The organism is Pseudoalteromonas sp. T1lg23B, from assembly GCF_002964665.1.
In the GTDB taxonomy this organism is placed as follows: domain Bacteria; phylum Pseudomonadota; class Gammaproteobacteria; order Enterobacterales; family Alteromonadaceae; genus Pseudoalteromonas.
Genome location: NZ_PQBZ01000010.1, coordinates 18,253 through 43,453, shown reverse-complemented (window position 1 = coordinate 43,453; position 25,201 = coordinate 18,253). Strand labels below are relative to the sequence as shown.

The following is a 25,201-nucleotide window of genomic DNA, read 5'->3' as shown; positions in this document are numbered from 1 at the left end:
TTGAGTCTAACACAAGCTCGAAAAAGCAATCCAGCGAAGTCGCCAGATTGCTAACCCTCTATGTCTGCGGCCTGTTCACTATCCAATACAGTGTAAACTAGCCACCTATTTGCATCTCTAAAAGCGGTGCGACAACATTGCCTTTTCTGCCTAGCCTGGTGTGATAAACTTGCCGATACGCAAATACGTTTTTCACGTAATCTCGCGTTTCTCGATAAGGAATTAACTCTATCCACAGCTCTGCGGGCATGGCTTCTTTGGGTAACCATTTTTTTATTCGGTGATAGCCCGCATTGTAAGACGCGGTGGCCAGCATTTCGTTGCCATCATTTTTCTTCTTCAAATACTCTAAATAGTCTGTACCCATTTTTATGTTAGTCGCAGGGTGTACCAAGTTTCTTTTCGAGACACGTTGCTTACTAACGTAGCGCGCCGTACTTGGTAACAACTGCATCAAGCCATAGGCATTCGCGTGGGAGCGCGCATCTGGGGCAAATGAGCTTTCTCTGCGAGCAATGGCAATACTCCACGCGACATCAACATGATTGTGTTTGCTATACCGTGTAAATAGCTCCTCAAACGCAAGCGGAAAACGTAACTCGACATAATCCCATGCCTTAATCTGTGCCAATGTGTAAATGGTGCTGTCGTACCAGTCTAATTCCGATGCAAGAATTGAAGCCGCCAGTTTTTCCGCCACACTTGATGTATTGGTTAAGTAATTCCATTCACGGCGCGCTGACGTGTAGCGTTCTAACTGATACAAAGCTTTTGCGCGTTTGAAGCCCGGGGCCTGAGCCACTTTTGCCAGTAAACTTTCTGGCACATCCAGTGACTTGGTATTTAACGAAACATCTAACCCCAGACGAGCCGCTGCCAAAAAACCATAATAATCACGTTCCGTAGCGATGCGCTGCCATAATTGGTTCGCTTTGTCTTGTTCACCACGTTGTGCATAGCTATAGGCTAACCAATAAGTTTGCCCATGACTGAGGTTATCCATACCAGTAAACAACGCCGCGATACCAGACCAATCTTGTTCCTTGAGCATATTACTCATCATCCACTGACGAAGTTTGCTATCTTGCAACTGTGAAGGCACCTTATTGAGCCAGAATTTAGCTTCAGGATGACCTTTAGAAGCAAGAGCTAATGCAAAGCGATATGCCACACTATCCTTTTGTTGCTCAGTGAAAGTAAACATTTCTTGCAACTTGTCCCATGCTCGCAATGCTAGCTTTTGATCTCGCCAAATAAGCCTTCGTACGCCATATACTGCTATTTCGGCTTCTTTGCGATTACGGTTTTTATATCGATACAAGCCTGCGGCGGCGCTTGGATCCCGCCTTACGGTTGTGTAAAAATCGGCAAGATATGCCTCATTCTTAGGGAGCAGTGTTTTCAAATAACTCAGTAAAGAAACTTGTCCACCTTGCGCAGCTTCGGTGATGCGTTGCCACACTAAGTCAGAATTTAGATAGCCAGCTTTTTGCCATGTGTTAAAAATGCTATTGCACGCTCTTGGTTGCGATTTACCGACCACCCATAAGTCTTTAACTTGCTCTAATATCGCTTTTTTTGGTGCGCCCAAATCTAACTGATACTGCAAGTAAGTGCACGTAAGCTCAGCATCGCTGGTCTCCTTATAGTATTCGATAAAGAGTGCTTTTTTACCTCTGCGTTTTAGGTATTTTAACCAGCTTTCACGTACTGGCCACTCCAACGGAGTGCTATCGTACACCGTAAGAAAATGGGCAATCTGCTGTTGATGACTGAGCCTAGGGTGGCGCTCATAAAACGCCATTTCTACATAGGGTTTAAGCGGATGATCGAGTTCGTTTATGGCCTGGCTGAACGCACTATAATTTCCCGACCAAGCAATCTTCTCCGCTTCTTTAAATGCTTCATGATCACTGCTTGCAAATGAAAACCAGCTTGCAACAGCAAGAGACGTAACAGCGATTTTAGAGATCCATGAATTCATATCGGCCTTCACAAGTAATTGTCTTTGAAACGCGCCAGACAACAGCATCCACCTACTGTTATCTAACAACCCAACCTACTAAGCAAAATCGCTAAAGACGACTAGGCTGTAAGTTCATAAAAAGAGACTTAGCCACCATATCACCAAAGCTTACGCTTTTTAAGGCATGGGTAAACGCTGAGTAAATTTTTCATTGCATTTTTCATTTAAAGCGGCCAAACTGGGTGAAATAGCAACTCATCGTACCAGTGTAATTACACGGGAGAACAAGCATGTTATATAAAAGCGAGTCCTTTGTTGTTGATTTTTGCAAAGGCAAAATCGCTGAGTTTAAGTTTTGTGCCTCAGGTTCAGTTAACAAACTTTCTCAGCAAACCCTGCAAGAATGCGCAAAAGCATTCCAAGAATTAAGCCAGCGCGGCGATATTGACGCGATGGTATTCACCAGTGATAAAGACCACTTTATTATTGGTGCCGACATTTTTGAGTTTTTACCTACATTCCAGCGCCCAGAAGAAGAACTTGTTGGCTGGATCAAAGATGCAACCGATGTATTTGATGCCATTGAAGACCTACCGTTTCCAACCGCATCAGCAATCCACGGCTTAGCACTAGGTGGTGGTTGTGAGTGGCTACTGGCCACAGACTTCCGTTTAGCAAGTACCAGCGCCAAAATCGGTCTGCCTGAAGTAAAACTAGGTATCATGCCGGGCTTTGGTGGTACCGTACGCTTACCTCGCTTAATCGGCGCTGATAATGCAATGACGTGGATCACCACTGGTAAAGAGAACCGTGCGGATGATGCGTTAAAAGTTGGCGCTGTAGATGGTGTTGTTGCACCAGAAAAACTACTGGATGCAGCTATCAGCGTACTAGAACAAGCAGTCGCCGGTAAACTTGATTGGCGTGCTAAGCGTCAGGTTAAGCTTGAGCCATTAAAAATGAACCGCGTTGAGCAAGGCATGAGCTTCGCGATGGCAGAAGGCATGGTATTGGGGCAAACAAAAGGCCATTACCCTGCGCCGCTAATGGCGGTAAAAACGATTAAAGCCGCAGCGAATTGCACGCGTGCCGAAGCGATGGCGATTGAAAATGCTAACTTTGCGAAACTAGCTAAAACCAACGAAGCCGCCGCGCAAACGGGTATCTTCCTAGCCGACCAATACATCAAAGGTGTCGCGAAGAAGCAAGCAAAAGCCTCAACACTCGACATCAAACAAGCAGCGGTCTTGGGTGCCGGTATTATGGGTGGAGGTATTGCTTACCAATCTGCCTATAAAGGCACACCGATTATCATGAAAGACATCAATCAAGCAGCGCTTGATTTAGGCATGAATGAAGCGGCAACAATTTTAGGCAAGAAAGTACAACGCGGTCATATGAGTATGGAAAAAATGGTTTCCACACTTGGTAAAATTAAGCCTACGCTTGAAGAGCGCGACTTAGACAACGCAGATATTGTCGTCGAAGCGGTTGTTGAGAACCCTAAAGTTAAACAGGCTGTACTATCAGCACTGGAAACGCAGCTACCTGAAGGGACTGTGCTAACGTCAAATACTTCCACTATTCGTATTGATGAACTGGCTTCTGCACTGAAGCACCCAGAGCATTTCTGTGGTATGCACTTTTTCAACCCAGTGCCGAAGATGCCACTGGTTGAGATTATTCGAGGTGAAAAGACCTCTGAAGCAACCATCAATGCCGTGGTTGATTACGCGCTAAAACTAGGTAAGTCTCCTATCGTTGTTAACGACTGTCCGGGCTTCTTTGTTAACCGCGTACTGTTCCCTTACTTTGCAGGCTTCAGTAAGCTTGTCGTAGAAGGTGCTGATTTCACCGTGATTGATAAAGTCATGGAAAATGTCTTCGGCTGGCCTATGGGACCTGCTTATCTACTTGATGTTGTTGGCATCGATACCGCTAACCACTGTACAGGTGTCATGGCTGACGGTTTCCCTGAGCGTATGGCACGTCAGGAAAAAGACCCTGTTGCAGTACTTGCAAATGCACAACGCTATGGTCAAAAGAACAAACTTGGTTTCTATCAATACGCACCCGATCGCAAAGGCCGTTTGAAAAAATCGAAAGATGCCACTTCGGTTGAGTTGCTAAGTTCTATTTGTGATTCTCACACTGAGTTTGACAAGCAAACCATCATTGAGCGCTGTATGGTGCCAATGTTGAACGAAGTACTGCTTTGTCTACAAGAAGACATTGTTGCTTCTGCACAAGAAGCTGACATGGCGTTAATTTACGGGATTGGTTTCCCACCATTCAGAGGTGGTGCGTTCCGCTACTTAGACCAAATTGGTTTGGCCAACTTTGTCGCAATGGCAGATAAATACGCTCACTTAGGCGCCATTTATCAAGTATCTGAGCAAACCCGTGCATGGGCAAGCGAAGGTAAAGTGTTCTATTCAGTGGAGGGCCAGTAACATGTCTGTAATGCAACAAGCAGTGATCGTTGATTGTCTTCGTACCCCTATGGGGCGTTCTAAAAATGGCGTGTTTAAACATCGTCGTGCTGAAGATTTAAGCGCACACCTAATGAAGGGCTTATTGGATCGCAATCCAAGTGTTGACCCTGCGTCTATCGACGATATTTATTGGGGATGTGTACAACAAACACTAGAACAAGGTTTTAACGTAGCACGTAACGCTGCACTTCTAGCTGGTATTCCTCATTCGGTGCCTGCGGTAACAGTAAACCGTTTATGTGGTTCATCTATGCAAGCGCTTCACGATGCTGCGCGTGCGATTATGACCGGCGCTGGCGACACCTACCTGATTGGTGGTGTTGAGCACATGGGTCATGTGCCAATGACTCATGGCGTAGATTTTCACCCGGGGCTATCGACTTCAATCGCACAAGCCGCTGGCGTGATGGGTTTAACTGCTGAATACTTAGCCACCTTGCATGGTATCAGTCGTGAACAACAGGACCAGTTCGCCTACCGTTCACACCAACGTGCCCATGCAGCGACCGTTGAAGGCCGCTTCGCCAAAGAAATCTTACCGATGGAAGGCCACGATGAAAACGGCGTACCAGTGTTAGTTGAACATGATGAAGTTATCCGTCCAGAAACAACCATTGAAGGTTTGAGCCAACTGCGTCCTGTATTTAATCCGGCGTCTGGTACTGTCACGGCTGGTACATCATCAGCACTATCAGATGGCGCGTCAGCAATGCTGGTTATGAGTGAAAGTAAAGCCAAAGAGCTTGGCTTACCAATTCGTGCCCGTATTAAGTCAATGGCCGTTGCAGGTTGCGATCCATCAATCATGGGTTACGGCCCAGTTCCAGCAAGTAAAAAAGCATTGCAACAAGCTGGGATCAGCATCGACGATATCGATGTTGCTGAATTGAATGAGGCCTTCGCAGCACAATCTCTACCCGTGCTAAAAGACTTAGGACTGCTGGACGTGGCTGACGAGAAAGTGAACCTCAACGGTGGCGCCATTGCGCTGGGTCACCCATTAGGCTGCTCTGGCGCGCGTATCAGCACTTCACTCATCCATATAATGGAAGAGAAAGGTGCGAAGTATGGTCTGGCGACTATGTGTATTGGTTTAGGACAAGGCATCGCCACCGTATTTGAGCGTGTAGAGTAATTATCCCCTGAGCTGAGTATTTAAGTACTCAGTTCACCAAATTCAACTTGGTGACAAAGGTAAAGTAGCAATGCTCTTTACCTTTTTTCTTAGCTTTTTTTCAACATAGGTTTATTTGTGTAGTTGCTGTGGGTAAAATAGCACGCTCATTTTACAATCTATAGTTAAGCGAGCTACGTCATGCCATTTTCAAATCCTGATCACACCCTTGACGCTATTGGTCTTCGTTGCCCAGAGCCCGTCATGATGATCCGTGGTATGGTGAGAAAAATGAACGACGGTGAAACCTTACTGATCATCGCCGATGATCCGTCAACTACCCGAGATATTCCCAGCTTTTGTGAGTTTATGGACCACACCTTAGTTGCTAAAGAAGTGACGCAAACCCCTTTTCAATATTTAATCAAAAAAGGGCTATAAGAGGCTCCTTGCCATTGTGGCCTATTCAGGTGAATACAATGACAAGACTTTTGACTATGATCTGCTAATCATCACTTTTGGTGATCGACTATCGCTATAGTCGAAGGTGATGATATACCAACCTTTTTTACTTGGCATAAAGCTAAAATAGTTATACACCGTATTACAGTCTGCAAGCTGAGGCTGATTTAGCTTCAACGTCCCCTGCACTTTATACCCACAATTAAAACCCTGACTCCATTGTTCGTCAGCAATTTTAAATTCATACACTTTACCTGGCGTCATAAACTTAGCTTTTACCGTATATACGCCCTCACCTTGCTGTTGCAAAATATAGTGAGGTTCTGCATCCCAAAGTGTAAAGTCTCCACGTAAGTACATAGTACGATCGAATGTTCCACCTGAAGAAGGTACAGAGGTGACACTATCAAGTATGTTGATTTGGCTCGAACAGGCTGATAAAAATAACGCCGCCACAGCCGTAATGAGCTTTTTCATGTAGCTACTCCAATTTTAGTGCACAAAATATTAATGTTTTTTGAGTGAATGCTCGCTTACTCTTATCGAACTAATATTACTTTATTACGGTGTTAAACAAAAAAGCCAGCGCTACCGCTGGCTTTTTAGTAACTAATTATAAAATCAGTTTTGCAATACTGAGATATCCGCCGTATTTAAGAACAAACGACTTAATTGACTAAGCAGCGCCAAGCGGTTTTGTTTTACCGCTTCATCGTCCGCCATTACCATAACGTTATCAAAGAAAGCATCTACTGCTTCACGTAAACTTGCTAAGCGTGTTAATGCCTGTTGATAATCGCCCTGCTCATAAATAGGTGTGAGCTCAACACTCAAAGATGCAACCTGCTGAGCCAACACTTGTTCGGCAGCTTCGGTTAGTAATGCAGGGTTCACTTGTGCATCACTGGTCACATTATTCTTCGCCAGAATATTGTTTACACGTTTATTTGCCGCAGCCAGTGCATCAGCTTGTGCAAGTGTACGGAAGTGGCTCACCGCTTTAACGCGACGGTCAAAATCAACTGGAGCAGTTGGACGTCGCACTAGCACCGCTTGGATCACATCAACACTGATCCCTTCGTCTTGGTACCAAGCACGGAAACGACCCAGCATAAACTCCAGTACGTCTTCTGCAACATTGCTATTGCTCAGCTTGTCCCCAAACAATTGTTGTGCCTTGGCAACAATATCATTGATATCAAGTGGCAGCTCTTTTTCAACCATGATACGCAATGCACCAATTGCTGCACGTCGTAAAGCAAATGGGTCTTTATCCCCTTTTGGCGCTTGGCCAATGCCGAAAATACCAACTAAAGTGTCAAACTTGTCAGCCAATGCTACCGCATAGCTAATTGGGTTTGAAGGGAGGCTGTCACCGGCAAAGCGCGGCATATACTGTTCATTTTGAGCCAGCGCGACTTCTTCTGCTTCACCGTCAATACGTGCGTAATGCATACCCATCACACCCTGTACATCGGTAAATTCCATCACCATTTCGGTCATGAGATCTGTCTTACTTAACAAGCCTGCACGCTCAGCTAATGCTTTATCAGCGCCAACCTGCTCCGCAATGAAGCCAGCAAGAGCAGCAATACGCTCAGACTTATCTTTCAACGTCCCAAGTTGCTTTTGGAACAATACAGAATCAAGTGAAGTTAAACGACTTTCCAGTGTTTTCTTCTTGTCAGTTTCAAAGAAGAATTGTGCATCAGCTAGACGAGGACGCACCACTTTTTCATTACCAGAAATCACCACACTTGGATCTTTACTTTCGATGTTTGATACAAACAAGAATTTATTAATCAGCTTGCCTTCATTATCTAACAGCGGAAAGTATTTTTGGTCATCTTTCATGGTGTAGATCAGCGCTTCAGCAGGCACTGCCAAGAACGCTTCTTCAAAAGACGCTGTTAAAGTGACAGGCCATTCTACTAACGAGGTTACTTCTTCAAGTAGGTCTTCATCCATCGCCACTTTGGCGTTTACCGCTGCTGCTGCCGCTTCGATTTGTGTACGGATCATCTCTTTACGCGTTTGGTAATCAGCAACAACATATGCGCCTTTAAGTACATCAAACACTTCATCAGCGTGTTTCACAGTAACACGTTCTGGGTGGTGGAAACGGTGACCTTGCAGTTCATTGCTGATCTGCTTGCCAAGGACTTCACCCTCTACCTGAGTGCTGCCAAGTAACGCAGCAACAGTATGAACTGGACGAATAAACTGAGTCTTATTCGCGCCCCAACGCATCGGTTTAGGAATAGGTAGCTTTGCCAATGCTTTGTTCATCGCATCTGCAAGTAGCTCAACCGTCTCTTGTCCTTTTACCGTTGCGCGATGCATTAACCACGCACCTTTGTCTGTTTCTAAGGTTTGCGCTTCGCTGACATCAATACCGCAGCCTCGCGCCCAGCCTTGTGCAGCCTTAGTCGGATTGCCATCTGCATCAAAGGCAGCACCTACTGCCGGACCGCGTTTTTCAACAACTTTATCCTGCTGCTGTGTTTGCAATGCGCTTACTCTCAAGCCCAAACGACGTGGAGAGGCATACCAATTAATCGCTTGGTAGCCAAGCTCAAGCGCTTGCAGCTCGGCTGCCATATTTTCACAAAACGCCTCAGCAAGCTTACGTAAGGCTTTTGGTGGTAACTCTTCAGTACCAATTTCTACTAATAGATTTTCAGTCAACATGCTTAATCCTTACAAAGCGGGAAACCAAGTGCTTCACGAGCGTCATAGTAAGCCTGTGCACACGCTTTAGATAGCGCACGGACTCGCAAAATATAACGCTGGCGTTCTGTTACTGAAATAGCGTGACGGGCATCCAGTAAGTTAAACGCATGAGATGCTTTCATTACTTGTTCATATGCAGGTAATGGTAAGCCAGCTTCAATTAGCTTTTGACTTTCTTTTTCACACTGGTCAAATTGAGCAAATAACGCATCAACATCAGCATGTTCAAAGTTGTAAGTAGATTGCTCTACTTCATTTTGATGGAATACGTCACCATAGGTTACTTTACCCATAGGTCCGTCAGTCCATACTAAATCATAGATGCTGTCTACACCTTGTATATACATGGCCAAACGCTCTAGACCATAAGTGATCTCGCCCGTAACAGGTGCACATTCAATTCCACCCACCTGTTGGAAATAGGTGAACTGAGTCACCTCCATACCATTAAGCCACACTTCCCAGCCTAATCCCCAAGCACCCAATGTAGGTGACTCCCAGTTGTCCTCTACAAAGCGAACTTCGTGGGTCAGAGTGTCAATCCCCATCGCTGCTAAAGAGCCCAGATAAAGCTCTTGGATGTTGTCAGGTGATGGCTTTAAAACCACTTGGAATTGATAGTAATGTTGTAAGCGGTTCGGGTTTTCACCATAGCGGCCATCCGTTGGACGACGACAAGGTTGAACGTACGCACTCGACATTGGTTCAGGCCCGATAGACTTTAAGAAAGTCATAGGATGGAAAGTACCTGCACCAACTTCCATATCTAGAGGTTGCGCAATTACACAGCCCTGCTGTGCCCAATAGTCCTGTAAAGCCAGGATCAACCCTTGAAAGGTTTTTACGTCATATTTTTGCATAGTTGGCTTAGTTATAATTAGGATCTGTATAGCCCTTGCAACAGGCGGTAGCTATTCTACTCACTGGCAAAGATTAATGATTGAAAATTGTGCTCAGTATACCGCGAGCAGCGCCTCGTTTTAAACGTTAAAATGCAAAAAAAGCCGTTAAAAGCCCACTTTTAATTGGATCATGCAAGATAGATTTGTCTAGTTGATAAAATTCGAATTAGCGCCTCATAAAATCTCCATCAGCATTGGCGTATTCCTTCCACGTTCGTCGCCTTTTGAATAAAGCATCCGTGCACAATGCCGTCATCATTAATACCCACATCCCTCGGTCTTTGTGTCGCTCATGGATAGCAGACATAAAAAAAGCCATCCTAATTAGGATGGCTTCTTAGTAACTTTCACGAATTATGAGATTTTATTTCACGGCTATGAGACACACTGCCATGAATTATGAGATCCCACAAAGGCTGTTAAACGTCTAGGTTAACCACACGCAATGCGTTGGTTTCGATAAACTCTCGACGTGGCTCTACCTGATCACCCATTAATGTAGCGAATAGTTGATCGGCTGCGATTGCGTCTTCGATGGTTACACGTAGCATACGACGAGCGCCTGGATCCATCGTGGTTTCCCAAAGCTGGTTAGGGTTCATCTCGCCCAAACCTTTATATCGTTGTGTATACAAGCCGCGCTTAGACTCTCCGATCAGCCATTCTAGACCATCAACAAAGTTATCGACTGGGAAGATTTTCTCACCGCGTTGAATGTAGCCATCTTTTTCGAATAGCTTACTAACCAACTTACCGGTGTGAGCAATGCGGATATAATCTTTTGATGTGATGAAGTTATAGTCCAACGTATACGCTTTATCTACACCATGCTGACGAATTTTCACCACAGGATAATACATGTGGCGCTCATCATCGAAGCTAACATCTGAGCTAAAAATTGTTGCATCTTCGTCGCAATCTACTAAATCTGCCACTAATGATTCCGTCCAAGCTTTAACTTTTTCTTGGTCAGATAAATCTGACTCTGTTAGTTCAGCTTGATAAATTAAACGATTGGTCACGATGCTGGATATTTGCGATTTAAGCGCTCAATGATTTTCACGGTATTTTGGTAATCATTAACGATTTCAGCTAACGCATCCCCTTCAACCGCTGCTGCACCTTCACTTGGATAAAGCGCGGCACCATTCAGGGCCAGAGAAGTTAGATAAACAGTCAACGCCGCATCATCTTTAATATATTGCTCTTGCTTACCTTTTTTAACCTTGTACAAAGGAGGCTGAGCGATATAGACATAACCACGTTCAATGATTTCTGGCATTTGACGATAGAAAAAGGTCAACAGCAAAGTACGAATGTGTGAGCCGTCGACGTCCGCATCGGTCATGATGATGATGCGGTGATAGCGTAACTTTTCAGGGTCGTATTCGTCACGACCGATACCACACCCTAATGCAGTGATCAGAGTAGCAACTTCCTGAGAAGAAAGCATTTTATCAAAACGTGCTTTTTCTACGTTTAGGATTTTACCTTTTAAAGGCAAAATTGCTTGGTTCTTGCGGTTACGGCCTTGCTTTGCCGAGCCACCCGCAGAGTCACCCTCCACTATGTAAAGTTCAGAAAGTGCAGGGTCTCGTTCCTGACAGTCAGCAAGCTTACCAGGTAAACCCGCTAAGTCCATAGCACCTTTACGGCGTGTCATTTCACGGGCTTTTCGAGCGGCTTCACGTGCTCGAGCGGCATCAATAATTTTACCCACAACCGTTTTAGCATCGCTTGGGTGCTCTAATAAGAACTCGCTTAGCTTCTCTGCCATCGCTTGCTCTACAGCCGCTTTCACTTCACTTGAAACCAGCTTATCTTTCGTTTGTGATGAGAACTTAGGATCTGGAACTTTTACACTCACTACGGCAGTCAGACCTTCACGCGCATCATCACCGGTTGCATTACTGGTCGTTTTCGCTTTTTTATTATAACCTTCTTTTTCCATGAAAGTGTTTAGGGTTCTCGTCAATGCAGCACGGAAACCAGCTAAGTGTGTACCACCATCACGTTGAGGAATGTTATTGGTAAAACAGTAGATATTTTCTTGGAAACCATCATTCCACTGCATTGATACTTCAACGCTAATTCCGTCTTCACGCTCTGTGGTAAAGTGAAACACACTCTGGTGAACAGGTGTTTTCTTGCGGTTCAAATACTCAACGAATGCTCGAATACCACCTTCGTACTTGAAGTGATCGTGCTTATTCTCTTCGCGCTCATCATTTAAGATGATACTCACACCTGAGTTTAAGAATGATAACTCACGCAAACGTTTTGCGAGAATGTCGTAGTGAAAGTTTAAATCTGTAAAGGTCTCACCGCTCGGCCAAAAGCGTAGTTCAGTCCCCGTTGTATCAGATTCACCAATCACTTCTAACGGCGCATCAGGCACACCCATGGTGTATTTTTGTTGATGCACTTTACCTTCACGGCGGATTGTTAATTGTAGTTTTTCTGAAAGTGCGTTAACAACAGAGACACCTACACCGTGTAGACCACCTGATACTTTATAGGAGTTGTCATCAAACTTACCACCCGCGTGCAGAACGGTCATAATAACTTCAGCGGCTGAAACACCTTCCTCTTCATGAATTGAAGTAGGAATACCTCGACCATTGTCACGAACAGATACAGATCCGTCCGTATGGATAGTGACAAAAATATCGTCACAGTAGCCAGCCAGCGCTTCGTCGATTGAGTTATCTACAACCTCGAATACCATATGATGTAGACCTGTCCCATCATCAGTATCCCCTATATACATTCCTGGACGCTTTCTTACCGCATCCAATCCTTTCAGTACTTTAATACTGGACGAATCGTAATTTTCAGACATGGTTTCTTCCAATTATTTTGTTATTAAGCTGCCATGTTTCACGTGGAACATACTACAAGCTCTTTGCATTGGTTCCACAACAGCAGAAATACTTTCAGCGGTGATAGCCGTAATGAACAGTTGCGACCGACATAAGGCTAATAAAGCAGAAACACTCTGCATCGTCTCTTCACCTAACTCTGAAGGTAAGTCATCGATAAGCAGAATTGACTGCTTATCTGTCTCTGACTCAATCAAACTATTCTGCGCTACTTTGAGTGCATATAAAAGTAGTTTGAGTTGACCCCTAGACAAAATATTTTCTACGGCATGACCTTGACTATAAAAACTAAAGTCAGCCTTATGCGGCCCTTTACTTGTATAGCCAAGCTTCACATCGCGCTCAAATTGTTGCTCTAATTGTGATGCTAGGCAATCTTTCCATCCTGCATCATATCTTAATTCTAACCCAGAAAATATGGGTATTTGACAGACTATTTTATCAAAAAATAGCGCTTCAAACCTACTTATATAAGCCTTTCTATGTATATTTATTTCATCAGCAAGGCGTACATATTCCCTGTCCCAATATTTGATCTGCTCAGCGTAGTTTGATGGTCTCGATTTTAGTAGTGCGTTACGCTGTTTTAGAATTTTATTAAAATTACGCCACGCATTGAAAAAAGCATGTTCCACGTGGAACACCCCTAAATCGAGAAACTTGCGACGCTCTTTCGGTCCACCAAAAAATAACTCATAGCTCTCTGGTGTAATAACTTGTACTGGGATCAGTTGAGCCAACTCTGACATCTTTCGGCTTGATTGCCCCTGAATCTTGAGCTTTGTTTCTCCCGCACTATCCTTACTGATACCTACCGGTATAGACAAGTTATGTATTTGTTTTTTAGCGTGTACTACGCAGCGCGCTTGCTCATGACGGATCAATATTTTATGTTTGTTGGTGCGGAAAGATTTGCCATGGGAGAGAAAATAAATGGCCTCAAGTAAAGACGTTTTACCGCTGCCATTTGCCCCGTAAATAATATTGATATCAGGGCTTGGATCGAAAGATAATGCCTCGATGTTGCGAAAATCACCGAGGCTAAGATGCGTCAAGCTCATATTACAAACGCATTGGCATCACAACGTAAGTTGCCTCTTCATCACCAACCCCTTCTATTAAGGCGCTGCTGTTAGAATCAAGCAAAGTAAATTGCACATCTTCTGTTTTCAACGTATTTAACACATCTAATACATACGATACATTAAAGCCGATCTCTAAATCGTCTCCCTGATAACCTACTTCTACGACTTCTTCAGCTTGTTCTTGTTCAGGGTTGTTAGCACTGATTTTCAACACACCGTTTGATAAATTGAGACGCACACCGCGGAACTTTTCGTTTGATAAAATGGATACGCGCTGAAATGCACTGCGTAACCACTCGCGATTTGCGTGAACCAACTTATCACCACCACGTGGTAAAACGCGACGATAGTCAGGAAAACGGCCATCCACCAATTTACTTGTAAATGTAAATTCTGTATCGATCAGACGAACGTGATTCGCCCCAAACTGAATGGTAACGTTTTCGTCGTCGGCTGCCAGTAAACGCATAATTTCTTGAACACCCTTACGCGGTATAATCAACTGGCGCTGAGTATTGACCGAACTGGTCAAGGTTTTTTGTGCGATAGCTAGGCGATGACCATCGGTGGCAACGGTTTTTATTTCATTGCCGTCAACCTCAAACGACATACCGTTTAAATAATAACGCACATCCTGATTGGCCATTGAAAAATGCGTACTCTCAAGCAATTTGCGAAGTTCTAAACGAGTGCACTGGAATTCGATTTCACCATCCCACTGTTCCAAGTTAGGAAAATCTTCCGCTGCAAGCGTCGTTAAAGAGAAGCGACTTTTACCGCTGGTCAACAATAACTGATGTTCTTGGCTTTCCAATTTCAATTCGCTGCCATCGGGCAAGCTCTTACAAATATCGAGTAGTTTTTTAGCTGGCAGAGTCACTTTAGCGTCACCAGTTGGTTGTGCTAATTGAACGGTGGCGACCAACTCAATTTCAAGGTCGGTACCCGTCATCGCCAAAGTGCCATCCTTAATTTCCAACAAGACATTAGATAGTATCGGTAACGTGTGCTTTCGTTCTATAGCGCCCGAAACCTGCATGAGTGGCTTTAAAAATTGCTCTCTCGAAATGGTAATTTGCATAACTTAAACAGCCCTTAAGATGACAATGTTCTGATCAGGTTTTGATAATCTTCTTTTACTTCATGAGATTCGTCACGAAGTGCCTTCACTTTACGACATGCATGTAAAACCGTGGTATGGTCCCTGCCACCAAATGCATCACCGATTTCCGGTAAGCTATGGTTAGTTAATTCTTTAGATAACGCCATGGCAACTTGGCGTGGTCTAGCCACGGAACGACTGCGGCGTTTAGACAGTAGATCAGAAACACGAATACGGTAATACTCCGCTACTGTACGTTGTATGTTGTCTATCGTGACTAGCTTATCTTGCAAAGCCAGTAGATCACGTAGTGCTTCCTTCACGAAATCAATTGAGATTGGGCGACCTGTAAAATTCGCATTCGCGATCACTCGGTTTAACGCCCCTTCTAACTCTCGCACATTTGAGCGCAGCTTTTTAGCAATAAAAAACGCCACTTCATGCGGTAGGGAAATATTACTCTGTTGGGCCTTTTTCATAAGAATAGCCACACGTGTCTCTAACTCTGGCGGCTCAATAGCAATTGTTAAACCCCAGCCAAAGCGCGACTTAAGCCTATCTTCAACGCCTTCTATTTCCTTTGGATAACGATCCGAAGTTAAAATAATCTGCTGATTACCTTCTAGTAAGGCATTGAAAGTATGAAAAAACTCTTCTTGTGAGCGCTCTTTATTAGCAAAGAATTGAATATCATCAATCATGAGCGCATCAACACTCCGATAATAACGTTTGAATTCTTCAATGGCATTATTTTGTAGCGCCTTTACCATATCTTGTACAAAACGCTCTGAGTGCATATAAACGATTTTGGCGTCTGGTTTTTTGTCTAAAATACCATTACCTACAGCATGTAAAAGGTGCGTTTTACCAAGACCCGTACCACCATAAATAAATACGGGGTTAAAAGCAGACCCTGGATTATCAGCAACCTGAGTTGCGGCCGCTTTTGCTAATTGGTTAGATTTACCTTCTACAAAATTATCGAACGTATAGTTTTCTTTGATGTTTGGCTTATATGCTGACTTAGGTGCAGGCTCAACCTTTTGCGTGTTAGCGGCAGCTCTCGGTGCTGGAGCTTGCTCTGAACCATTAGAGGCATTATTAGATGAAGGCTGCTTATCCTCGTTGACTGACACGCCGCCCATGATGGGTTTACTACCGACATCAAAACGCAACTCGGGCGCTTCGTTTCCACAAATCTCAATCAACAGCTCGTTGATACGATTTAGGTATTTTTCACGAACCCAATCCAATACAAAGCGATTCGGCGCATAAATCGTTAAGGTATCTTCGGTACTTTCTGCTTGTAGTGGTCTTACCCACATACTAAATTGCTGAGATGGCAATTCATCTTGCAATACATATAAACAACTTTGCCAAACCGACAGATACACGCTGAACTCCAAATGCAGTTAATATTCCCGGACACCAAAAAGGTGTAAAAATATACAGGAATTATCGTTTATTATCATTAAATTATTCGTGGAAGCCGAGTATTATGAAGTGATCTTATCCACAACTTCAATATTGACTTTTTCAAAAAAGAGGATCTAGTTAACAATATTTCGTAACATATTGTTTTATGTATTCTTTTATTTTAGATCCAAGAAATAGATCATAGCAAAAAACCAGCAAGATCTCATTATTATTTTACGATCTATTTTAGTTTTCCAGAGCTTTCTGCCACATTTCACGCACAGCCTGTGGAAAACTTCAATGAGATCAGATCGATCACGATCTATTAGGTTGTTATAAAGATCTTGCTATATAATAGCCGCAACCCTAACTGACAGGCTTATTTTTGTCTGATGTGCAAAAAGCCACCAGCAAAGTAAGATTATGATTGACTTTAGGGCCTGTCGGCATTACTATCTCGCGCTCGCAATGGCACCTGTGCCAGGATCGCGACCTGCATAGGATGTTTTAAACTTAACCGATCGGATGGAATTGTTATGAAAAGAACTTTTCAACCTAGCGTATTAAAGCGCAAACGTACTCACGGTTTCCGTGCTCGCATGGCAACTGCAAATGGCCGTAAAGTACTAGCACGTCGCCGTGCTAAAGGCCGCAAAGTACTTTCTGCTTAATATTTAGTGGAAAGCTTTAGCTTTGGCAGGGAGTTACGTCTGTTAACTCCCTCGCATTACTCCAGAATATTCCAAGAGCCAGCTCGCGCTGCAACTCCCTTCTTTACCTTACTAGCAAAACCGAATGATGTTGGACGCCCTCGTCTAGGATTAACTGTTGCCAAAAAGCGCTGTAAGCTTGCGTGCCAACGCAACAGAATTAAACGACTTGCTCGCGAAAGTTTTCGTTTAAGCCAACACAAGCTGGATAACATAGATATCGTTTTGATGGTAAAAGATGGCATTGCACAGCAAAGTAATGAAGAGCTTACACAACAACTGAATAAACTGTGGCGAAAAATCAACGAACGCTGCAAGCCTGGCGCGCCAAAACCTAAACCGTTTAAAAAGCGGCCAGCTAAAAATGCCAAACCCAATAAATCGCCCGCGAATCGCCAGCAAAAGCGCGATAATACTTCCAGTTCATAGCTTTAGACCTGTAATTAAGGTATCTTTAGCTCACCTTTTGAACATAGTTAATGTGGCAATGACATATAAAGCGCTTAAGTCTTGGTATCGACCAGTAATCGTAATGCCAAAAGTAGCCTTAGTTACTGTAATTAAGGGTTACCAGCGCTTTATCAGTCCTTTATTGGGCCCACATTGTCGATTTAACCCAACCTGCTCAAGTTATGCAATTGAGGCAATTAATTGTCATGGAATGCTAAAAGGGAGTTGGTTAGCGGTTAAACGCATATTAAAATGTCACCCTTTAAGCGCAGGTGGGAATGATCCCGTGCCTGATAAATCAACCCAAGTTAAACACCAACACGAGAAATAAGAGCTGTTATGGAATCACAACGCACGTTTTTATTTATCGGTTTATTGCTTGTGTCGTATTTATTGTTTCAAGAATGGAACAGTGCCTACAACCAACCAAAAATCGATACCAGTGCCACCACGCAAGTGACCACCCCTACATCAACCCCTGGTTCGGATGACGTTCCGGCTTCAAGTCAAGGTGACGTACCCGTTGCACCAACCAAAGCCATTCGTTCGACCGTTTCAGTGATCACCGATGTATTTGAAGTAAAAATTGATACCAAGGGTGGTGATATTGTTGAGGCTAAACTTCTCCAACATGCTGAAACTCATGGCAGTGAGGAGCCTTACCTGCTTCTGGGTGAGTTTGAAAATAAACAATATATCGCACAAAGCGGATTAATCGGATTAAATGGTCCAGATGCATCTCGTGATGGTCGCCCTGTTTATCAAAGCGCACAAACAGCTTACACACTCAACGGTGACGAATTACGTGTGCCACTGACTTTTGTCGATAACAAAGGCATCACATTCACTAAAACCTATGTGTTTAAGGCTGGCAAGTATGATGTAAGTCTTGAATACAGTGTTGACAATGCCACTGCGGATCCAATTCAAGTACAACTTTATACTCAAGTTAAACGCACCATGCAAAGCAAGGGCAGCATGGTTGACCAAACCTATTTGGGGGCGGCATACGGCACTAACGAAGAGCCTTATGAAAAGTATAGCTTTGACGATATGGGCGAAGCCAACCTAAATAAGAACACGCAAGGTGGTTACATCGCTTTCATTCAGCATTACTTTGTGAGCGCTTGGGTTCCAAATCAAACAGTTAACAGCACAATTTATACTTTATTACGTAATGGTCAGGGTATCATTGGCGTAAAAAATGAGCCTGTTAATATTGCGCCTAACAGCACATCAACAATGAATGCTACATATTATATGGGTCCAAAAGACAGTGATGCACTGGAAGCCATCCAAGAAGATCTAGATTTAACCGTTGACTACGGCTGGTTATTTTTTATCTCACAACCTCTATTCGTACTACTTAAACTTATTTACGGTGTAGTCGGTAACTGGGGTATCGCTATCATTGCGATAACCATTATCGTAAAAACAGCACTCTACCCACTGACAAAAGCACAATACACTTCAATGGCAAAGATGCGCATGCTGCAGCCAAAAATGCAGGCTCTAAAAGAGCGCTATGGTGATGATCGTCAGAAGTTTGGCCAAGCAACCATGGAACTGTACCGTAAGGAAAAAGTGAACCCTATGGGTGGCTGTTTGCCTTTACTGTTACAAATGCCCATTTTCTTAGCGCTATTTTATGTGTTCCTAGAATCAACAGAGCTGCGTCATGCCGAGTTTATGTTGTGGTTAACTGACTTATCATCAAAAGACCCATACTATGTACTACCAATTTTGTTTGGTGCGAGTATGTTCCTAACACAAAAACTGCAGCCCATGACCGTAACGGACCCAATGCAGCAAAAGATGATGACTTATATGCCGTTGGTATTTACGTTCTTCTTCATTATCTTCCCATTCCCATCGGGCTTGGTTCTGTACTGGTTAGTATCTAACTTGATCACTATCGCGCAAATGCTATTTATCTACCGCGGTATGGAGAAAAAAGGTCTGAAAGTAAGATAACGGATTTAGCCTGTCATAAAAACGCCCGCTTTTTGCGGGCGTTTTTGTTTGTCTACAGCACACCCTTAATTAAATGTATAAAACCAATATAATCAATGATTTGATATTATTTTATAGCGATTTTATGCCATTTTGATGGTGTATCCTTTGGCTTTTCTAAATACTCGCCTCATCTAAACAGCAACCCATATTGACCTGTAATGATGAGTGAATTTGACACATATTTATTAGCGCAAATTGCAACACCACACCAAAGCGCATGGCTCCTGCTGGTGGCCTTCGGTGCGGGGTTACTCGCCAGCTTATCGCCTTGTATATACCCACTGCTGCCAATCACCATCGCTACATTGGCACCCAAGTCAAATAATCAAGCCTCTACGCTTGGCAACGCTAGCCTTTACTGCCTTGGCTTTGCGATAACTTATGCCTTGCTTGGCCTGCTTGCTGCTTTAACAGGGCAACTCTTTGGACAGGTGGCGAGCAACCCTTGGCTGCTTATCGGTTTTGCCAACTTACTACTGTATATGGCCGCTGTCATGAAAGGCTGGCTAACCTTGCCCATGTTTCCTTTGGGCAATGCCAATCGCTCACACACACCTTTAGTGATGGGTGCAACAAGTGGACTGGTGGCGGCCCCCTGTACTTCCCCAATTCTGGCTGGTCTGTTGGTTGTTGTCGCTAAGCAACAACAGCTGTGGTTAGGGGCGGCTTTATTGTTTTTCTTTGCACTGGGTATGAGTGCATTACTGTTCCTAGTAGGAACATTTGGCCAACTGCTCAATCGGCTGCCCAAGTCGGGCCCATGGCTCACTATCGCTCCCAACATCTTTGCATTGCTACTGATACTCATGGCGCAGTTCTATCTTATTAAAGCCGGCCAGAATCTTTATTTTTAACATCCATCAGAGGAACCCATATGAACATTCGCTATACAACTCTCTCCCTTATGTTTGCGCTTTGTAGCCTTGTACTCAGTGCTGAGCCACATACTCAGCCTCGTTATGTCCAAGGAACAACACTTCAAGGCACACCCATTAATACTCAAGGAAAAGTAACCTATTTAAAGTTTTGGGCCACCTGGTGCCGCTATTGCGTTGAAGAAATGCCTCATTTGGAGCACGTTTTCAAAAACCGCGATCCTAGTTTGACGGTCGTGTCCATCAACATCGGACTCAACCAATCTGAGGAATTGGTAAAACGCTTTTTAGATAAACACCACTATCAGGTAGACACCCTCTTTGATCATGATGGCAGTCTCACCCGCCGTTTTAACGTGATAGGTACTCCAACTCACTTGTTGCTTGATGAACAGGGTAACGAGATATATCGCTCGGCGTTGTTGGATGAATCTTTAAAACGCGCTTTATCGGCGTATTTACCTAAGGAGCAAAATCATGATTAGACATTTAATTGTTATTGCATCGTTATTACTGAGCTTTGCAATCAACGCTACCGAAGATACATATGAATTGGTTTTTATCGATATATGGGGGGAGTATGTTCAGCCTAGCACCTTAGCAGAGAGTCAATATCCCCGTCGTTTTATCCAGTTGGATATGAACGTTGCTCAGTCAGATATAAATAAGTTTGTAAGTACATACCCTCACTATACACCATTAGAAATAGACAAAAACAATTCTCTCTCGGGCCACTATGGGATACGTAGCACGCCTACGATAGTACAAATACAGCACGGTAAAATGGTGAATAAGGCTGTACTCAGTGCGCCTCCTTCGCTCCCCAACGATGAGCATCAAGCCATTGCAGCACAACACCTACAACTGAACTCTCTCAGTGGTGCACAATACAATTTTAAGGCTCATGCAGCAAAAGCACGGTTGATATTATTCTCTGATGCACTTTGCCCTGCCCGTCATCTACCACATTGTGAACATAAGGCGATACAGCATAACGAAATAACCCTCCCTGACACGATGGAGAAGCTTACCGTTATCAAGCCGTTTTATGTCTCATTAGCAGATGTGAAAAGCTATCAAGAACGGCTGCGGGTTAACCACCCAGTGTTATTTGACCAACACAATGCCCTATTTCGACGCTACGGGGTGACCAGTTTGCCCTATTGGCTGATACTCGATAAGCACCAGCAAGTGATTTATCGCGGTGCAACGGCACCAGAGCAAACGCAACTCGCGGTTTATTCTAGTAACCATTCTGATTGACAGTACACACTGTAGGGTGGCGGCAACAGCGTAAGGCGTAATGCGTGATTTTTTTCTGATGTCACCACCCGTTCAAAAAACGCATCATCTTGTTTTTGCCACTGTGATGCAAACTGTTGTTTGGCCGCCGTTAGTTGTTTTGTTGCCATTTGATACTTGCCCATATGCGCAAGTGCAAAGCTCCCATAAAGCGCTTCAAGCTTTTGTGTGGGTTTGCCGCCTAATATAGTAATGGCCTGCTGATAATGGCCTTGAGAGACTTGTATATACATCTGGGTATACCGTACATAACTGAGGCTATCTGTTAACTTCAATTGCTCGAAGGTTGACCTTGCAGCCACCAGCAATGGTTCAGCCTGCTCATAGTGCTGTTGTTTTATCAGCAGCCAAGCTTGCATTAACTGTGAACTAGCCTCAGTTACCCTATCCACATCATCTCGACTAAGAAGTTGCTGAAAGTGAGTCAACGCCTGCTCTAGCGCTTCTGCACTGGGCGAAGTAGCTTGCAATACGGTATCCATAATGGCCATGGCTTTCAAAAACTGCGCCTTCACCTGTAAGTTTGTACGTGGCTTATCATCGGGTTCGAGTTGTGATAATGCTTGTAGTGCAGCATGACCATCATGTAGTTGAATGTAATAAAAGGCCATATAAAGCAATATGTTGTTTTTGATGTACTGGTTTTTTTGCGTATTCGCCATCTGTAATGCTTGATTAAGGGCCTGCTCTCTTGCTGCCAGCGGTGCTAGATAATTTTGTGCCAAAGCAAAATAGCTCAACATCAGCGGAGCATGCTGTTGCTGCTGTTGATAATAGCGAATGGCTTTTTGTACCACTGCCAAGTTTTCACTCATATCGAGTTCAGTACTTTGCTCCACACCCGCTTGCGGTGGATTCGCTAAATAAAATGCCCGTTGTGACTCAGAATGACTGAGCGACCCCGCTCCGAGTAATACCTTAGCACTGTGCATCGCTTTGCTATGCACTTGCCAGTTCAGCTGCAACCAAGCTAAGTCCGCTTGTAGTTGATAACCTTGTGCTAAGAGTCTTTGATGATTGAGCGCACGTGACATATCCATAGCGCGCTCAAGCAGCGGTGTGACGCGGTCATATTTACCCATATTGAGCCAGTATCGGGCAAAGTAAAGATGATAGCGAGCGGCCAAATAGCTTCTCACGCCAACGTTTTCTATCGCCTCAAAATGCTCAAGCGATGCTTGCCATAACCCTGTCTTCCACAGTGCATTGGCCAGCTCTAATCGTGCAGCCTGATTATCAGTATCATGAGCAATAGCCGCACTAAAATATGGAATAGCTGCACCAACTCCCTGATAGCTTAGCGCATGTAATCCACCAAGATAACTTTGTCGAGATTCTGCATTCTCAGAAATTTTCTCTGTTGATACCGCTTCGGTATGATCACTGAGCTGGGCAAGCAACTGATCCACTATGTGAGTTATCGGAGTTTGCAAGTCTTCACTTACAAGTTGCCCGTGCTGAGGAGATTGGCCACGACGGTTGATTTGATAATGTAAAACATAACGCTGCTGCTGTTGCGTAAGTTTCGCACTAAAGCCAACGTCCGCAATGTCTTGCATCACATCAGTCAAAGATATGTCCGCAACCGATACTTCATCAACAATTGAAAAATATGGACTAGCAGCTTGTTTAAGCTGTTGCTGTAGGGCAAACCCCCACCAATCTAATTGGCCTTGCCCTGTTAGATTTTCAACGGGCGCAATAAATATATGAGACTGTGATGATGAGTTGCTATTTTCCGTGGCGGTCTGAGAAGGCGCAGCAATATACCAAATTACGCTCCCGATCACCGAAACGCTTAACACCATCGCTATGATGATAGATATCCACTTATTTTTTTTCGCCAACTTGCTAATGGGTGTGACCATGGTTTGCACGGGAGTAATCCACATATAGCCTTTTTGCGGTATGGTTTTAATAAACTCAGGCTGCTGTGCATCATCGCCTAATATCTTGCGTAATTCCTGAATACTTTGTGTGAGTGCGGCATCTCGGTATTCTCCATGTTGCCAAAGCTCGCTAAGTATTTGTTCTCTTAAAAGTAATTGCTCAGGGTGTTGTAAAAAATATGTCAGTAGCTTAGCAAGCTTAGGACGAAGCATGTGGGTCTGCACCTGATCGCTCAGTTGTTCTATGGTTGGATCGAATGTAAACCGCTTGAATTGATACACTAAGATGACTTTCCCTCGCAGATTGTGTGCCCATAGTACAAAAGCACAACCAATATGTCATGCTAGCTAATGGCTGTGTTTGCCGCTTTGCTGTACAATTCGCCTTTATTGTAATAGCAAGTTTTATATCACCATGAATTCACAAGACACTATCGTCGCACAAGCCACAGCACCGGGACGCGGCGGTGTAGGGATCATTCGCGTATCAGGTCCGTTGGCAAAAACAGTCGCTGAGCAGGTTTTGGGTAAATGTCCTAAGACCCGTTATGCTGAATACCTGTCATTTAATACTTTACAAGGCGAGCAACTGGATCAAGGTATTGCCTTGTTTTTTAAAGGTCCAAATTCTTTTACAGGCGAAGACGTTTTAGAACTGCAAGGCCATGGTGGTCCAATTGTTATCGACATGCTGCTTAAAGAAATTTGTCAAATTGATAAAGTTCGCTTAGCTCAGCCGGGAGAGTTTTCAGAACGTGCTTTTATGAACGACAAGCTGGATCTCACTCAGGCAGAAGCTATAGCTGATCTGATCAATGCCACCAGCGAACAGGCAGCTAAAAGCGCTCTGCACTCATTACAAGGTGATTTCTCTAAACATATCAATATGCTGGTGGAAAAAGTGATCCACCTACGTATGTATGTCGAGGCTGCGATTGATTTTCCAGACGAAGAAATCGACTTTTTATCTGACGGCAAGGTCAGTGGTGATCTCAACGCCATCATCACGCAACTGGATGAAGTGCGTAAGCAAGCAAAGCAAGGTAGTATCATGCGCGAAGGTATGCGTGTGGTGATAGCCGGTCGTCCAAATGCGGGGAAATCTAGCTTGCTCAATGCCTTAGCTGGTCGAGAAGCGGCGATTGTAACAGACATCGCAGGCACCACCCGTGATGTACTGCGTGAACATATTCATATTGATGGTATGCCGCTTCACATCATTGATACTGCTGGCCTGCGTGAAAGCCCAGATAAGGTTGAACAAATTGGTATTGAGCGTGCTTGGGATGAAATTCGTCAAGCTGATCATGTGTTATTTATGGTCGATGGCACCGATACCCATGAAGCCGATCCTACCAAGATCTGGCCTGAGTTTATGCAGCAACTTCCACAAGGTATGGCCGTCACTGTGATTCGCAATAAAATTGATTTATCTGCAGAAACATCCGGTATGTGCCAACAAGGTGAGTACCCTGTGTTACGTTTGAGTGCGAAAAACACCGAAGGCGTAGATTTGCTACGCGATCACCTAAAAGCCTGTATTGGCTACCAAGGCGCTACAGAAGGTGGCTTTATGGCACGTCGCCGACATCTCGACGCGTTAGAACGAGCTGCAGAACATTTAGATATCGGTAAGACGCAACTAGAAATGCATGTGGCTGGGGAAATTCTCGCAGAAGAGCTGCGTTTAACCCAACAATACCTAAATGAGATCACTGGAGAATTTACCTCTGATGACCTACTGGGCAAGATCTTTAGCTCATTCTGTATCGGTAAATAACCTTTAGGAGTACAAACCAGAT

The 25,201-nt window shown here is 44.1% G+C and carries 20 protein-coding genes and 1 pseudogene; 11 read left to right on the top strand and 10 right to left on the bottom strand.

Going from position 1 to position 25,201, the window contains the following annotated elements:
• Positions 1-97 precede the first annotated feature (97 nt).
• Positions 98-1,984, bottom strand: a complete 1,887-nt coding sequence (locus tag C2M32_RS03710) for a transglycosylase SLT domain-containing protein (RefSeq protein WP_105167190.1) — start codon at positions 1,982-1,984, stop codon at positions 98-100.
• A 272-nt stretch (positions 1,985-2,256) separates the two neighbouring features.
• On the opposite strand from C2M32_RS03710, the gene fadB reads away from it, so the two are divergent.
• The 3 genes from fadB to tusA all read left to right on the top strand — a co-directional run bounded on the left by fadB (position 2,257) and on the right by tusA (position 6,016).
• The gene (fadB, locus tag C2M32_RS03705) at positions 2,257-4,419 is read left to right on the top strand and encodes a fatty acid oxidation complex subunit alpha FadB (RefSeq protein ID WP_105167169.1); all 2,163 of its coding nucleotides are present in this window, start codon (positions 2,257-2,259) and stop codon (positions 4,417-4,419) included.
• A gap of 10 nt (positions 4,420-4,429) precedes the next feature.
• Positions 4,430-5,596 carry an acetyl-CoA C-acyltransferase FadA gene (fadA, locus tag C2M32_RS03700; RefSeq protein WP_105167189.1) on the top strand — a complete coding sequence of 389 codons (1,167 nt, stop codon included), beginning with the start codon at positions 4,430-4,432 and terminating at the stop codon, positions 5,594-5,596.
• Between the two features lie 180 nt (positions 5,597-5,776).
• The gene (gene tusA, locus C2M32_RS03695) at positions 5,777-6,016 is read left to right on the top strand and encodes a sulfurtransferase TusA (protein WP_105167168.1); all 240 of its coding nucleotides are present in this window, start codon (positions 5,777-5,779) and stop codon (positions 6,014-6,016) included.
• 54 nt (positions 6,017-6,070) lie between these two features.
• Here the strand turns inward: tusA and C2M32_RS03690 are convergent, their stop codons facing one another.
• The 8 genes and pseudogenes from C2M32_RS03690 to dnaA all read right to left on the bottom strand — a co-directional run bounded on the left by C2M32_RS03690 (position 6,071) and on the right by dnaA (position 16,135).
• Entirely contained in the window at positions 6,071-6,514 is a 444-nt protein-coding gene (locus tag C2M32_RS03690) for a hypothetical protein (RefSeq protein ID WP_105167167.1), read from the bottom strand.
• A 144-nt stretch (positions 6,515-6,658) separates the two neighbouring features.
• A complete protein-coding gene (gene glyS, locus C2M32_RS03685; protein ID WP_105167166.1) occupies positions 6,659-8,728 on the bottom strand; it encodes a glycine--tRNA ligase subunit beta in 2,070 nt (689 codons plus the stop codon).
• A 2-nt stretch (positions 8,729-8,730) separates the two neighbouring features.
• Positions 8,731-9,630 (bottom strand): glycine--tRNA ligase subunit alpha, encoded by a 900-nt coding sequence (gene glyQ / locus C2M32_RS03680; protein WP_070990461.1) that lies wholly within the window; start codon positions 9,628-9,630, stop codon positions 8,731-8,733.
• Positions 9,631-9,838: 208 nt separating this feature from the next.
• Positions 9,839-9,979, bottom strand: coding sequence for a hypothetical protein (locus C2M32_RS20730; RefSeq protein ID WP_234401214.1), 141 nt, complete (start codon positions 9,977-9,979; stop codon positions 9,839-9,841).
• Between the two features lie 112 nt (positions 9,980-10,091).
• Positions 10,092-12,514 (bottom strand): annotated as a pseudogene (gene gyrB / locus C2M32_RS03675) (DNA topoisomerase (ATP-hydrolyzing) subunit B).
• 12 nt (positions 12,515-12,526) lie between these two features.
• Positions 12,527-13,615, bottom strand: coding sequence for a DNA replication/repair protein RecF (gene recF, locus C2M32_RS03670; RefSeq protein WP_105167165.1), 1,089 nt, complete (start codon positions 13,613-13,615; stop codon positions 12,527-12,529).
• 1 nt (position 13,616) lies between these two features.
• Positions 13,617-14,720, bottom strand: coding sequence for a DNA polymerase III subunit beta (gene dnaN / locus C2M32_RS03665; RefSeq protein WP_105167164.1), 1,104 nt, complete (start codon positions 14,718-14,720; stop codon positions 13,617-13,619).
• Between the two features lie 14 nt (positions 14,721-14,734).
• Entirely contained in the window at positions 14,735-16,135 is a 1,401-nt protein-coding gene (dnaA, locus tag C2M32_RS03660; protein ID WP_105167163.1) for a chromosomal replication initiator protein DnaA, read from the bottom strand.
• Positions 16,136-16,693: 558 nt separating this feature from the next.
• Between dnaA and rpmH the strand changes: the two genes are divergently transcribed.
• The 7 genes from rpmH to C2M32_RS03625 all read left to right on the top strand — a co-directional run bounded on the left by rpmH (position 16,694) and on the right by C2M32_RS03625 (position 21,471).
• Positions 16,694-16,828, top strand: a complete 135-nt coding sequence (rpmH, locus tag C2M32_RS03655) for a 50S ribosomal protein L34 (RefSeq protein WP_008488847.1) — start codon at positions 16,694-16,696, stop codon at positions 16,826-16,828.
• A 6-nt stretch (positions 16,829-16,834) separates the two neighbouring features.
• A complete protein-coding gene (gene rnpA / locus C2M32_RS03650; protein WP_105167162.1) occupies positions 16,835-17,296 on the top strand; it encodes a ribonuclease P protein component in 462 nt (153 codons plus the stop codon).
• A gap of 103 nt (positions 17,297-17,399) precedes the next feature.
• A complete protein-coding gene (gene yidD / locus C2M32_RS03645) occupies positions 17,400-17,648 on the top strand; it encodes a membrane protein insertion efficiency factor YidD (RefSeq protein ID WP_199886109.1) in 249 nt (82 codons plus the stop codon).
• Positions 17,649-17,656: 8 nt separating this feature from the next.
• On the top strand, positions 17,657-19,291 hold the full coding sequence (yidC, locus tag C2M32_RS03640; RefSeq protein ID WP_105167160.1) for a membrane protein insertase YidC: 1,635 nt from the start codon (positions 17,657-17,659) through the stop codon (positions 19,289-19,291).
• Between the two features lie 200 nt (positions 19,292-19,491).
• Positions 19,492-20,187 (top strand): cytochrome c biogenesis protein CcdA, encoded by a 696-nt coding sequence (locus C2M32_RS03635; RefSeq protein ID WP_234401213.1) that lies wholly within the window; start codon positions 19,492-19,494, stop codon positions 20,185-20,187.
• Positions 20,188-20,207: 20 nt separating this feature from the next.
• On the top strand, positions 20,208-20,693 hold the full coding sequence (locus C2M32_RS03630; RefSeq protein ID WP_105167159.1) for a TlpA disulfide reductase family protein: 486 nt from the start codon (positions 20,208-20,210) through the stop codon (positions 20,691-20,693).
• On the top strand, positions 20,686-21,471 hold the full coding sequence (locus C2M32_RS03625) for a redoxin domain-containing protein (RefSeq protein WP_105167158.1): 786 nt from the start codon (positions 20,686-20,688) through the stop codon (positions 21,469-21,471). Before C2M32_RS03630 ends, C2M32_RS03625 begins: the two co-directional genes overlap by 8 nt.
• On the opposite strand, the gene C2M32_RS03620 is transcribed toward C2M32_RS03625, so the two are convergent.
• Positions 21,447-23,681, bottom strand: coding sequence for a winged helix-turn-helix domain-containing protein (locus tag C2M32_RS03620; RefSeq protein ID WP_158678099.1), 2,235 nt, complete (start codon positions 23,679-23,681; stop codon positions 21,447-21,449). The genes C2M32_RS03625 and C2M32_RS03620 overlap by 25 nt on opposite strands.
• A gap of 133 nt (positions 23,682-23,814) precedes the next feature.
• Here C2M32_RS03620 and mnmE point away from each other — a divergent pair, with 133 nt between their 5' ends.
• Entirely contained in the window at positions 23,815-25,179 is a 1,365-nt protein-coding gene (gene mnmE / locus C2M32_RS03615; protein ID WP_105167156.1) for a tRNA uridine-5-carboxymethylaminomethyl(34) synthesis GTPase MnmE, read from the top strand.
• The last annotated feature ends 22 nt before the right edge of the window (positions 25,180-25,201 follow it).

Coding starts and splice junctions, on each gene's coding strand:
- mnmE (WP_105167156.1), top strand. CDS start 23,815: ATGAATTCACAAGACACTATCGTCGCACAAGCCACAGCACCGGGACGC.
- yidD (WP_199886109.1), top strand. CDS start 17,400: ATGCCAAAAGTAGCCTTAGTTACTGTAATTAAGGGTTACCAGCGCTTT.
- glyQ (WP_070990461.1), bottom strand. CDS start 9,630: ATGCAAAAATATGACGTAAAAACCTTTCAAGGGTTGATCCTGGCTTTA.
- recF (WP_105167165.1), bottom strand. CDS start 13,615: ATGAGCTTGACGCATCTTAGCCTCGGTGATTTTCGCAACATCGAGGCA.
- dnaN (WP_105167164.1), bottom strand. CDS start 14,720: ATGCAAATTACCATTTCGAGAGAGCAATTTTTAAAGCCACTCATGCAG.
- glyS (WP_105167166.1), bottom strand. CDS start 8,728: ATGTTGACTGAAAATCTATTAGTAGAAATTGGTACTGAAGAGTTACCA.
- C2M32_RS03690 (WP_105167167.1), bottom strand. CDS start 6,514: ATGAAAAAGCTCATTACGGCTGTGGCGGCGTTATTTTTATCAGCCTGT.
- C2M32_RS03635 (WP_234401213.1), top strand. CDS start 19,492: ATGATGAGTGAATTTGACACATATTTATTAGCGCAAATTGCAACACCA.
- C2M32_RS20730 (WP_234401214.1), bottom strand. CDS start 9,979: ATGTCTGCTATCCATGAGCGACACAAAGACCGAGGGATGTGGGTATTA.
- yidC (WP_105167160.1), top strand. CDS start 17,657: ATGGAATCACAACGCACGTTTTTATTTATCGGTTTATTGCTTGTGTCG.
- rpmH (WP_008488847.1), top strand. CDS start 16,694: ATGAAAAGAACTTTTCAACCTAGCGTATTAAAGCGCAAACGTACTCAC.
- tusA (WP_105167168.1), top strand. CDS start 5,777: ATGCCATTTTCAAATCCTGATCACACCCTTGACGCTATTGGTCTTCGT.
- C2M32_RS03630 (WP_105167159.1), top strand. CDS start 20,208: ATGAACATTCGCTATACAACTCTCTCCCTTATGTTTGCGCTTTGTAGC.
- C2M32_RS03625 (WP_105167158.1), top strand. CDS start 20,686: ATGATTAGACATTTAATTGTTATTGCATCGTTATTACTGAGCTTTGCA.
- fadB (WP_105167169.1), top strand. CDS start 2,257: ATGTTATATAAAAGCGAGTCCTTTGTTGTTGATTTTTGCAAAGGCAAA.
- C2M32_RS03710 (WP_105167190.1), bottom strand. CDS start 1,984: ATGAATTCATGGATCTCTAAAATCGCTGTTACGTCTCTTGCTGTTGCA.
- fadA (WP_105167189.1), top strand. CDS start 4,430: ATGCAACAAGCAGTGATCGTTGATTGTCTTCGTACCCCTATGGGGCGT.